The following is an 11,577-nucleotide window of genomic DNA, read 5'->3' on the forward strand; positions in this document are numbered from 1 at the left end:
TGGGAGGTTTTGCAGATGGCAAAAGCAAAAGGCGGCCAGAACACGGTGCAGCAGGTGGAAGCCCTGGTGCGCCCCGTGATCGAGGGCATGGGCCTGATTCTGTGGGACGTGCGCTTTGAAAAGGAAGGGCCGGACTGGTACCTGCGGGTGCTGATCGATCCCGCCGGCGAAGGCCCCCTGGACATGAACACCTGCGAAGCGGCCAGCCGGGCCATCGACCCGGTGATCGACGCCGCTGATCCCATCGACCAGGCCTATTTCCTGGAGGTGGGTTCCCCCGGGCTGGGCCGCCGGCTCACCCGGCCGGAGCATTTTGCCCGTTATCTGGGCCAGAAGATCGCCGCCCGCCTCATCCGGCCGGACGAGAGCGGCAACCGGGAGATCGCGGGCCTGCTGCGCGGCATCGAGGGCCAGACCGTGACGGTGGAAACCGAAAACGGCCCGGTAAACTTCGAGCTGGCAGCTGCCAGCTTCGTGAAGCTTTGCGACGACGAGGACCTGTTCTAAACCGGTTTTTATAGATTAGAGCCAGACAAATTGGAGGAGATCGAAAAAAATGAATGCAGAATTTTTTGAAGCGCTGACCATGCTGGAAAAAGAGCGTGGCCTGACCGCTGAATACCTGATCGAGAAGATCAAGGCCGCCATCGTGATCGCCGTGAAGAAGGATTACGAGGTGGAGGACGAGAACGTGCTGGTGGAGATCGACACCGTGACCGGCAAGTTCAATGTGTCTCTGGTGCGCGACATTGTGGAAGAGGTGGAGAACCCCCACACCCAGCTCACTCTGGAGGAGGCCCAGGCCATCCGCAAGACCTACAAGATGGGCCAGCGCGTGGTGACTCCCCTCAAGACCAAGGACTTCGGCCGCATTGCCGCCCAGACCGCCAAGCATGTGATCCGTCAGGGCATCCGCGAGGCCGAGCGCAACCAGCTGTTCAACGACATGCAGGGCAAGGCCCACGAGATCGTGACCGCCCGCGTGACCCGCGTGGATCCCGATCGCGGCCTGGTGGCTCTGGACATGGGCAAGGGCGAGGCCATTCTGCCCCGCTCCGAGCAGGTGCCCGGCGAGGAGTTCTTCGAGGGCCAGCATGTGCAGGTCTATGTGAAGGACGTTGTGGTCACCGAGCGCGGCCCCCGCGTGATCATCAGCCGCACCAGCGAGCAGCTGGTCAAGCGCATGTTCGAGATGGAAGTGCCCGAGATCTTCGACGGCACCGTGGAAATCCGCGCCATCAGCCGTGAGGCCGGCGTGCGCACCAAGATGGCCGTCTGGAGCAAGGACGAGAACATCGACCCCGTGGGCGCCTGCATCGGCGCGCACGGCGCCCGCGTGGGCAAGATCGTGGAGGAGCTGCACGGCGAGAAGATCGACGTGGTGCGCTGGAGCGAGGACGTGAGCGAGTTCATCAGCGCCGCTCTGAGCCCCGCCAAGGTGGTCAAGGTGGAGATTCTGGAAGGCGATAAGAAGGCCTGCCGCGTCACCGTGCCCGACCATCAGCTGAGCCTGGCCATCGGCAACAAGGGCCAGAACGCCCGCCTGTGCGCCCGTCTGACCGGCTACAACATCGACATCCGCCCCGAGAGCGGCTACTACGGCGAGGAGGAAGAGCAGCCCGCTGCTTCCAGCGAGGAATAAGCCCTTCGCCCCAACAATCAACGGAAAGGAGCGTCCCACCGCGATGCAACAACGTAAGATCCCGCTGCGCCATTGCCTTGGCTGCAACGAGTCCAAACCGAAAAAGGAGCTGGTGCGCGTCGTGCGCAGCCCGGAAGGGGAGATCTCTCTGGATCTTGTGGGCAAAAAGCCCGGCCGGGGCGCTTACCTTTGCCCCAGCGCCCAATGCCTGGCCAAGGCCCGCAAGGCCAAGCGGCTGGAGCGCGCGCTGGATACCCAAATTCCGCCCGAGGTATACGAAAGCATCGAGCGCGAAATAGAAGGAGCCGAGCGTGGAGAATAAACAAAAACTGTTGTCGGCTGTTTCCCTGTGCCGCAAGGCCGGCAAGCTTGTGATGGGCTTTGACGCGGTGCGCGAGAGCGTGATGAGCGGCAAGGCGTGGCTGGTGCTGCTGGCGGCCGACGTGAGCGACGGCACCGCCAAGCGGATGGCCCGCACCTGCGAGGACATCACCGAATGCCGCCGGATGCCCCTCACCCAGCTGGAGCTGTGCGGCATAAGCTACAAGAAAGTGGGCGTGTACAGCGTGCTGGACGAACATCTGGCCAACCTGTGCAGCCAGTACCTGGCGGATGAAAAGGAGGAAAACGAATGACCATTAAATATAAAGTGAGCGATGTGGCGAAGGACCTGAACGTCCCCGCCAAGCAGATCGTGGACCTGCTGGCCCAGAAGGGCGGCGATGTGAAAAAGACCGGCGCCAACCTGACCGAGGAGGAAGTGAACCTGGTGTTCGAGCATTTCACCCAGGCCAACGCCGAGGCCAGCCTGGATGCCTATCTGGACAGCGCACCCAAGCCCCAGCCCAAGGCCAGCGAGGTGCTGAAGAAGGCCGACGGCACCGTGGTGGAGATGAACAACAATAAGAAAAAGGCCGATAAGAAGAAGGCCGAAGCCAAGCCCGAGCCCGTGAAGCGCGAGGTTGTGACCAAGGTTGTGGACACCCGCACCGTGGACGTGAACCTGGACCGCTTCAACGAGAAGTTCGACGAGCTGGCTTCCACCAAGAACGTGGAGAACCGCCGCAAGCCCCAGCCTGCCGGCAACAAGCAGAAGTTCTCCAACAACCGCAACAAGAAGGGCCAGAATTTCCCCAAGCGCCGCGAGACCGAGGCCGAGCGCCTGCAGCGCATCCAGCTGGAAAAGGCCCGCAAGGCCCAGCTGAAGGTGCAGATCCCCGAGGAGATCACCGTGGGCGAGCTGGCTACCCGCCTGAAGCAGACCGCCGCCAACGTGATCAAGAAGCTGATGGGTCTGGGCGTAATGGCCAGCGTGAGCGAGGTCATCGACTTCGATACCGCCAGCCTGATTGCCGATGAGTTCGGCGCCAAGGTGGAAAAAGAGGTGCATGTGAGCATCGAGGAGCGCCTGTTCGAGCAGGACGAGGATCCGGAAGAGAGCCTGCAGGAGCGCCCGCCCGTTGTGGTGGTTATGGGTCACGTTGACCACGGCAAGACCAGCATTCTGGACGCCATCCGCAAGAGCCATGTGACCGCGGGCGAGGCCGGCGGCATCACCCAGCACATCGGCGCTTACCAGGTTACCGCCGACGGCAAGGTCATCACCTTCCTGGACACCCCCGGCCACGAGGCCTTCACCAGCATGCGTGCCCGCGGCGCCAACCTGACCGACATCGCGGTTCTGGTGGTTGCCGCCGACGACGGCATCATGCCCCAGACCGTTGAGTCCATCAACCACGCCAAGGCCGCCGGTGTTTCCATCATCGTGGCCATCAACAAGATGGATAAGCCCACCGCCAACCCCGACCGCGTGATGGAGCAGCTGACCCAGTACGAGCTGGTTCCCGAGCAGTGGGGCGGCGACGTGATCTGCGTGCCCGTGTCCGCTCTGACCGGTGCCGGCATCCACGACCTGCTGGAGAACATCAACCTGGTGGCCGAGGTCAAGGAGCTGAAGGCCAACCCCGACCGCCGCGCCAAGGGCGCCGTGATCGAGGCCCGTCTGGACAAGGGCCAGGGCCCCGTTGCCACCATTCTGGTGCAGAAGGGCACCCTGCATAAGGGCGACTGCGTGATCGCCGGCACCGCCGTGGGCCGCGTGCGCACCATGAAGAACGACAAGGGCCAGTTCATCGAGGAAGCCGGCCCCTCCACCCCCGTGGAGATCACCGGTCTGACCGAGGTTCCCAGCGCGGGCGACCTGTTCGACGCGGTTGCCGACGAGAAGCTGGCCCGCGAGCTGGCCGACAAGCGCGCCGCCGAGGAGAAGGAGCGCCAGTTCAGCAGCTACCAGAAGGTCACTCTGGATAACCTGTTCAGCCAGATCGCCGAGGGCGAGCGCAAGCAGCTGGACATCATCGTCAAGGCGGACGTACAGGGCAGCGCCGAGGCCGTGAAGCAGAGCCTGGAGAAGATCTCCAACGACGAGGTTCGGGTCAAGGTCATCCACGCGGGCGTTGGCGCCATCAACAAGTCCGACGTGATGCTGGCCAACGCCGGCAACGCCATCATCATCGGCTTCAACGTGCGCCCCGACCCCGTGGCCAAGGAGGAAGCCGCCCAGTGCGAAGTGGAAATGCGCATGTACCGCGTGATCTACGACGCCATCAACGACGTGACCGACGCCATGAAGGGCATGCTGGCCCCCAAGATCCGCGAAGTGGAGCAGGGCCGTCTGGAAGTTCGTCAGGTTTACAAGATCAGCAGCGTGGGCCTGGTGGCCGGCAGCTATGTGCAGGAAGGCAAGATCACCCGCAACAGCAAGATCCGCGTTGTGCGTGACGGCATCGTCATCACCGAGGACGAGATCGCCAGCCTGCGCCGCTTCAAGGACGACGTGAAGGAAGTGGCCCAGGGCTACGAGTGCGGCGTTACTCTGGAGAAGTTTGCCGACATCAAGGAAGGCGACATCTTCGAGGCCTACATCCTGGAAGAGTACCGGGATTGATTGATTCAACAGCGAACCGGATGGCTGCCGCCCGAGGTCAGAAGGCTTCGGGCGGCAGCCGCCCATAAGAACAAGGAGAAAGAGCTATGGCAAACCCGAAAAATCAGGGCCGCCTGGCCCAGGATATGAAGCGGGAAGTGATCGGGATCATCAGCCAGATGAAGGATCCCCGGCTGGAGGGCGGTCTGCTGACCGTGACCCGGCTGGACGTGACCCCGGATCTGGATGTGGCGAAGGTCTATGTGAGCGTGATGGGCAAGCCCGAGGGCGCCGCCGAGGTGGTCAAGGCCCTGAACAAGGCCAGCGGCCATGTGCGCACCGAGATTTCCCGCCGGATGCATATCCGCAAGGCCCCCCGTTTTGTGTTCGCGCAGGACGATGGCGCGGCCTACGCGGCTCACATCAACGAGCTGCTGGCGGGGCTGAACAAGGGCAGGGAATAAATGCCCCATATCGTGAAAAGAGGAGAACGTCATGAGTGAGATCTTAGACCTGCTGGCCGTCATCGGCCGCCTTCTGCGGGCGGAGAACGTGTTGATCCTGTGCCACAAAAACCCGGATGGCGACACCATCGGCAGCGCCGCTGCCCTGATGCACGCCCTCAGGCGTTTGGGCAAGGAAGCGGCGGTGCTGTGTGCGGATCCCATCCCCAGCCGCTATTCCTATATGGAGATCGAGCTGTTCCAGGGGCAGTTCGAGCCGGGCTATGTGGTGGCCGTGGATGTGGCCAGCATTCAGCTGTTCGGCGACGCACTGGCAGAATATCTGGACCGCATCGATCTGTGCATCGACCACCACGGCTCCAACAGCGGCTATGCGGACGCTTTGCTGCTGGATGCCCAGGCCGCTGCCACCTGCGAGATCATGTACGACATCATCAGCGCCATGAACGTGGAGATCACCCCCTGCATCGCCCGGTGCCTGTACACCGGCCTCTCCACCGACACCGGCTGCTTTCTGTTTTCCAACACCACCGTCAAATCTCACCAGCTGGCCGCAAAGCTCATGGAGGCCGGCGTGGATGTGGCGGAGCTGAACATGATCCTGTTCGAGAGCAAGTCCAAGGCCCGTATGGCCATCGAGCGCACCGCGCTGGAAAATCTGGAATACCACTTTGAGGACCGCTGCGCCCTCATGTCGCTCACCCGCGAGCAGATCGCGGCCAGCGGCGTGGCAGCCAACGAGCTGGAGGACATTACCAGCCTGCCCCGCAAGATCGAGGGCGTGCAGGTGGGCATCACCCTGCGCCAGCTGCCCCAGGGCAGCTACAAGATCAGCGTGCGCACCACCGCCGAGGTGGACGCCTGCGCCATTGCCAAGCGGCTGGGCGGCGGCGGCCATTCCCGGGCTGCGGGCTGCGAGCTGGAAGGCAATCTGGACAACGCCAAGGCCGCCATTCTGGCCGAGGTGGAGCGGGAGCTGAAACGGGCGGATGCGGCCGCCCAGGAACAGGAGTAACCCCATGAATGGCATTTTAATCGTGGACAAACCCTCCGGCTGGACCAGCTTCGACGTGATCGCAAAGCTGCGGGGCATTCTGGGCACCCGGAAGCTGGGCCATTCCGGCACGCTGGATCCCATGGCCACCGGTGTGCTGCCGGTGTTCGCCGGGGGCGCGTCCAAGGCGGTGGATATGCAGCCGGATCACACCAAGGCCTACCGGGCTCTGATCCGTTTCGGCATTGCCACCGATACCGGCGACGTGACCGGCGCCGTGCTGCGCAGTGAGCAAACGGCCGTCACCGAAGAGCAGCTGCGGGCGGTTCTGCCCCGCTTTACCGGTGACATCATGCAGACTCCGCCCATGTATTCGGCGGTGAAGGTGAACGGCTCGCCGCTCTACAAGCTGGCCCGGCAGGGCGTGACTGTGGAACGCAAGGCCCGCCCGGTGACCATTCACCGGCTGGAAGTGACCGGCAGGGAAGGCGAGCAGGACTTCGTGCTGGAGGTGGACTGCAGCAAGGGCACCTATGTGCGCACGCTGGTGGAGGATCTGGGCGAGGCGCTGGGCGTTCCCGCCACACTGGCGGGGCTGCGGCGCACCCGGGCCGGCGTGTTCGGTCTGGAGCACAGCCACACGCTGGAAGAGATTCAGGCAGCGAAGGACGAAAACCGGCTGGAGGAGCTGCTGCTCCCGGTGGAAACGGTGTTCGCCCATCTGCCCCAGCTCACCGTCTCGCCGGGCAACACCGCCCGCCTGCTGAACGGCGCGCCCTGCTACCGCATCAAGGCGGAAGACGGCGTTTACCGTCTGCAGGGGCCCGAAGGCTTTCTGGGCCTGGGCCGGGTGACGGATTCCATTTTAAAAACCGAGAAACTTTTTGTGGAAAGGACGTGAACCGCCCTGAAGGTTTATACAACATTGCAGGCGCTGGAAGCGGACCTGACCGCCAGCCGGGGGAGCAGCGTCGCCCTCGGCTTTTTTGATGGCGTTCATCTGGGCCATCAGGCGGTAATTCGTGCCGCCGCCGAGGATGCGGCGCAGAACGGCTGCTCCACGGCGGTGTTCACCTTTCAGCTGCCGCTGAACAGCACCATGAAGGGCGGCCGGCTGCAGAGCGAAGCCGAGAAGCACCGGGTCATGGCGCAGCTGGGCGTGGAGCACTGCATGGAGCCCCCCTTCGAGGACGTGTGCGGTTTCAGTCCGGAAGAATTCGTGGAAAAGATCCTGCACCGGGGCTTCAAGGCCCGGGCGGTGTTCTGCGGCGACAACTTCACCTTCGGCAAAAAGGCCGCTGGCAACGTGGAGATGCTGCGTGAGCTCTGCGCGCCGCTGGGCATCCGGGTGCAGGTTGTGCCCATGGCCACCTACGAGGGCCAGCTGGTCAGCTCTACCCGCATCCGGGCGGCGCTGGCCGGGGGCGATATTCCGGCGGTGAACGCCATGCTGGGCCGGCCCTATCGCATCGACTTTGCGGTGCGCCACGGCAAGGGTCTGGGCCGCACGCTGGGCTTCCCCACCATCAACCAGATCTATCCCACGGGCTTTGCAGAGCCGAAATACGGCATCTACATCACCCGGGTGAAGGTGAACGGGCAGTGGTATGCGGGAGCCACCGGCTTCGGCACCCGCCCCACCGTGAACACCACCGGCGAGGGCGCCACCTGCGAGACCTTTATCCCGGATTTTTCCGGCCAGCTTTACGGCGAGGAGCCGGAGCTGGAATTCTATGAGTACATCGCCCCCAGCCGCAAGTTCGACACGCTGGAGGAGCTGACCGCCTGCGTGAACGACGCGGCGGCAAAGGCCAAGGCGTATTTTGCGGCCAGAGGCTGAGCGCCTCCGCGAAAATAATCCGGAAAACCACAGCCCGCGGCTTGATTTTTGCCGCGGGCTGTGGTATAGTTAATAGGCTACCATGGCCCAGTATGGGGTGTATGCTCTGCATCAGAGCGCCTCGATTGCCCCACACCTGGTCATTGGCAAATATTTAGAAAACGAGGTATTCACAATGGAAGCCAAGAAGACTATCATCGAGTCCGCTCGCGTTCACGAGACCGATACCGGTTCTCCCGAGGTGCAGGTTGCCCTGCTGACTGCTCGCATCAACCACCTGAACGAGCACCTGAAGAACAACACCCACGACCATCACAGCCGTCGTGGCCTGCTGAAGATGGTTGGCCGCCGCCGCAACCTGCTGGCCTACCTGAAGAAGAAGGACATCGAGCGTTATCGTGCCCTGATCACCAAGCTGGGCCTGCGTAAGTAATCAAACGCAAAAAAGGCAGGCGGTTTTCGAACCGCCTGCCTTTCCCTGTATTTTTTTGCCAAAACAGAAATGCCGTGTGTGCATTAGCGGTAAATCGAACGTTTTGCCCCAGGAGCGGCACTGCGCAATTGCAGGTGGGCGGAACGCTGGATTTATTGCTAAAGCCACAGGGCCTTTCTGATGGGATATTCAATTCAAATGATCAATCAGGAGGTAACATTATGGCTTTGGAATTTGCATCCAAGCGTGAGGAATTCACCAATTTCAAAACCTTCGAAATGGAACTGGCCGGCCGTCCGCTGGTGGTTGAGACCGGCAAGATGTGCGGTCTGTCCAACGGCAGCTGCCTGGTTCGCTACGGCGAGACCGTGGTTCTGTGCAACGTGACCATGAGCGAGAAGCCCCGCGACGGCATCGACTTCTTCCCTCTGAGCGTGGACTTTGAGGAGAAGCTGTACGCTGTGGGCCGCATCCCCGGCAGCTTCATGCGCCGTGAGGGCCGCCCCGGCGAGAAGGCCATCCTGACCAGCCGCGTGGTGGACCGTCCCATCCGTCCTCTGTTCCCCAAGACCATGCGCAACGACGTGTGCGTGACCATGACCGTGATGAGCGTGGATCAGGACTGCAGCCCTGAGATCACCGGCATGATCGGCACCTCCATCGCGCTGTCCATCTCCGACATTCCCTGGGCCGGCCCCATCGGCGGCGTGTTCATGGGTCTGGTGGATGGCCAGCTGGTGGTCAACCCCACTCTGGAGCAGCGCGAAGTCAGCGACCTGCAGCTGACCGTTGCCGCCACCGAGAAGAAGATCGTGATGATCGAGGCCGGCGCCAACGAGGTGGACGAGGTCACCATGCTGAACGCCATTAAGGCCGCTCATGTGGAGATCAAGAAGATCATCGAGTTCATCAACGGTATCGTTGCCCAGATCGGCAAGCCCAAGAAGGAATTCCAGGACATGGATCTGGATCACGACCTGTTCGAGGAAGTAAAGGCCGAGTTCCTGGACGACTTCAAGGCCGCCATGGACACCGACGACAAGAACATCCGCGACGCCCGCCTGCTGCCCATCCGGGAGAAGCTGGAAGAGAAGTATGCCGAGCAGTGGGGCGACGGCACCATCGAAGAGCTGATGTACAAGATGCAGAAGTTCGTGGTGCGCCGCTGGCTGCTGGATGAGGGCAAGCGTGTGGACGGCCGTGGCATCAACGAGATCCGTCCTCTGGCTGCCGAGGTTGGCCTGCTGCCCCGCGTACACGGCAGCGGCATGTTCACCCGCGGCCAGACTCAGGTTCTGACCATCGCCACTCTGGGCTCCACCAAGGACAGCCAGCTGATGGACGACCTGGGCACCGAGCAGTACAAGCGCTACATGCACCACTACAACTTCCCGCCCTACTCTGTGGGCGAGGCCCGCGCACCCCGCAGCCCCGGCCGCCGCGAGATCGGCCACGGCGCTCTGGCGGAGCGTGCTCTGGTTCCCGTGCTGCCCAGCATGGAGGAGTTCCCCTACACCCTGCGTCTGGTGAGCGAGGTTCTGTCCTCCAACGGTTCCACCAGCCAGGCTTCCATCTGCGGCAGCACTCTGGCCCTGATGGACGCGGGCGTGCCCATCAAGGCCCCCGTTGCCGGCATCTCCTGCGGCCTGATCACCGAGGGTGACCGCTGGATGACCATGCTGGACATCCAGGGCGTGGAGGACTTCCACGGCGATATGGACTTCAAGGTGGGCGGTACCCACAAGGGCATCACCGCCATCCAGATGGACATCAAGATCGACGGCCTGACCTACGAGATCATCGAGGAAGCCTTCGAAAAGTGCCGCAAGGGCCGTCTGTTCATTCTGGACGAGATCATGCTGCCTGTGATCCCCGCTCCCCGCGCCCAGCTGAGCAAGTACGCTCCCAAGATGCTGAGCATGGTGATCCCCGTGGATAAGATCAAGGACGTGATCGGCAAGGGCGGCAAGGTCATTCAGGATATCTGCGCCAACTGCAACTGCAAGATCGACGTGGAGGAGGACGGCCATGTGTTCGTTTCCGCCATCGACATCGACGACGCAAACCGTGCCATCCACACCATCAAGACCATCGTGGAGGACCCCGAGGTGGGCGCCATCTACAAGGGCCGCGTGACCCGTCTGATGAACTTCGGCGCGTTTGTTGAGATCGCTCCCGGCAAGGAAGGCCTGGTGCACATCTCCAAGCTGGACTCCAAGCGTGTTGAGCGCGTGGAGGACGTTGTGGCCGTGGGCGACGAGCTGATCGTCATGGTCACCGAGATCGACCAGCAGGGCCGCATCAATCTGAGCCGCAAGGACGCTCTGGCCGCCATCGAGGCCAAAAAAGCCAAGGGCTGAGCCTGAACGCCCCGCAAGGGAAGGCAAGCTGCATCTTTGAAACAGAACAAAAGCCCGCTCCGGCTGCTGCCGGAGCGGGCTTTTCCACTGTGAAACAGGAAAAGAAAACGGGGGAGGAGAGAAGTTCTATGAAAACGGTACAAAAACGCCTGCTGCGCCGCTATCTGCTGCTTTGTATTGGGCTGGTGATCATGGCCTTTGGGGTGGCCTTTTCCATCAAGGGAGGGCTGGGCACTTCGCCCATTTCCAGCCTGCCCTATGTGCTCAGTCTGTTTACCCCGCTCACCGTGGGCACTGCCACCATCGCCATGCACATCACGCTGATTCTTTTGCAGATCCTGCTGCTGCGCCGCAATTATGAGCTCATCCAGCTGATCCAGCTGCCGGTGGCGCTGGTGTTTGGCACACTCACCGATGGGGCTGTCTGGGCCATTCAGGGCATCGCTGTTCAAGGCTATGCGGCCCGTTGGCTGGTGTGTGCCGTGGGCATTCTGCTGGTGGGCGTGGGCGTGAGCTTTGAGGTTACCGCGGGTGTGGTCACGCTGGCAGGCGAGGGCATGGTGCTGGCGGTATGCCGGGCATTCGGCACGCCCTTCCCCAAAACCAAGGTCGGCTTCGACGTGACGCTGGTGGTCATTGCCAGCGTGCTTTCGCTGCTGTTTCTGCACCGGCTGGAAGGCGTGCGGGAAGGCACGGTGGCCGCGGCCATACTGGTGGGCATGGTGGCCAAACAGGTGAACCGGCCCATGCAGCGCTTTTCCCGGCGTTTTCTGGAAGCATGAACCGGAACAGATAAAAAACCGGAGAGCAGACTGCTCTCCGGTCAGCCTGTAGAAAAACCTGCTTTGGCAATCAGGCCAGAGCAGGTTTTCTGTTTGAAAACAAGAAGACAGGTGGAAAAAGCAGTGAAATGTCAGG

At 62.2% G+C, this 11,577-nt stretch carries 12 protein-coding genes; all 12 read left to right on the top strand.

The window, feature by feature from the left end:
- The first annotated feature begins 15 nt into the window (after positions 1–15).
- The 12 genes from EDD77_RS14570 to EDD77_RS14625 all read left to right on the top strand — a co-directional run bounded on the left by EDD77_RS14570 (position 16) and on the right by EDD77_RS14625 (position 11,441).
- On the top strand, positions 16–507 hold the full coding sequence (locus EDD77_RS14570; protein WP_058963860.1) for a ribosome maturation factor RimP: 492 nt from the start codon (positions 16–18) through the stop codon (positions 505–507).
- A 49-nt stretch (positions 508–556) separates the two neighbouring features.
- The gene (nusA, locus tag EDD77_RS14575) at positions 557–1,642 is read left to right on the top strand and encodes a transcription termination factor NusA (RefSeq protein ID WP_058963859.1); all 1,086 of its coding nucleotides are present in this window, start codon (positions 557–559) and stop codon (positions 1,640–1,642) included.
- Positions 1,643–1,685: 43 nt separating this feature from the next.
- Positions 1,686–1,964, top strand: coding sequence for an RNase P modulator RnpM (gene rnpM / locus EDD77_RS14580; protein ID WP_058963858.1), 279 nt, complete (start codon positions 1,686–1,688; stop codon positions 1,962–1,964).
- On the top strand, positions 1,954–2,277 hold the full coding sequence (locus tag EDD77_RS14585; protein WP_058963857.1) for a L7Ae/L30e/S12e/Gadd45 family ribosomal protein: 324 nt from the start codon (positions 1,954–1,956) through the stop codon (positions 2,275–2,277). Before rnpM ends, EDD77_RS14585 begins: the two co-directional genes overlap by 11 nt.
- Entirely contained in the window at positions 2,274–4,589 is a 2,316-nt protein-coding gene (infB, locus tag EDD77_RS14590) for a translation initiation factor IF-2 (RefSeq protein WP_077138520.1), read from the top strand. Before EDD77_RS14585 ends, infB begins: the two co-directional genes overlap by 4 nt.
- A gap of 86 nt (positions 4,590–4,675) precedes the next feature.
- Positions 4,676–5,032, top strand: coding sequence for a 30S ribosome-binding factor RbfA (gene rbfA, locus EDD77_RS14595; RefSeq protein WP_058963856.1), 357 nt, complete (start codon positions 4,676–4,678; stop codon positions 5,030–5,032).
- 31 nt (positions 5,033–5,063) lie between these two features.
- A complete protein-coding gene (locus EDD77_RS14600) occupies positions 5,064–6,047 on the top strand; it encodes a DHH family phosphoesterase (protein WP_058963855.1) in 984 nt (327 codons plus the stop codon).
- A 4-nt stretch (positions 6,048–6,051) separates the two neighbouring features.
- Positions 6,052–6,927, top strand: coding sequence for a tRNA pseudouridine(55) synthase TruB (truB, locus tag EDD77_RS14605; protein WP_058963854.1), 876 nt, complete (start codon positions 6,052–6,054; stop codon positions 6,925–6,927).
- Positions 6,928–6,951: 24 nt separating this feature from the next.
- On the top strand, positions 6,952–7,866 hold the full coding sequence (ribF, locus tag EDD77_RS14610) for a riboflavin biosynthesis protein RibF (RefSeq protein WP_058963853.1): 915 nt from the start codon (positions 6,952–6,954) through the stop codon (positions 7,864–7,866).
- 175 nt (positions 7,867–8,041) lie between these two features.
- Positions 8,042–8,299, top strand: coding sequence for a 30S ribosomal protein S15 (gene rpsO, locus EDD77_RS14615; RefSeq protein WP_058963852.1), 258 nt, complete (start codon positions 8,042–8,044; stop codon positions 8,297–8,299).
- 221 nt (positions 8,300–8,520) lie between these two features.
- Complete coding sequence (locus EDD77_RS14620) at positions 8,521–10,659, top strand: polyribonucleotide nucleotidyltransferase (protein WP_058963851.1); 2,139 nt, start codon at positions 8,521–8,523, stop codon at positions 10,657–10,659.
- Positions 10,660–10,787: 128 nt separating this feature from the next.
- The gene (locus EDD77_RS14625; RefSeq protein WP_058963850.1) at positions 10,788–11,441 is read left to right on the top strand and encodes a YczE/YyaS/YitT family protein; all 654 of its coding nucleotides are present in this window, start codon (positions 10,788–10,790) and stop codon (positions 11,439–11,441) included.
- Positions 11,442–11,577 lie beyond the last annotated feature (136 nt).

It is taken from the genome of Allofournierella massiliensis (assembly GCF_004345265.1).
Lineage (GTDB): Bacteria > Bacillota > Clostridia > Oscillospirales > Ruminococcaceae > Allofournierella > Allofournierella massiliensis.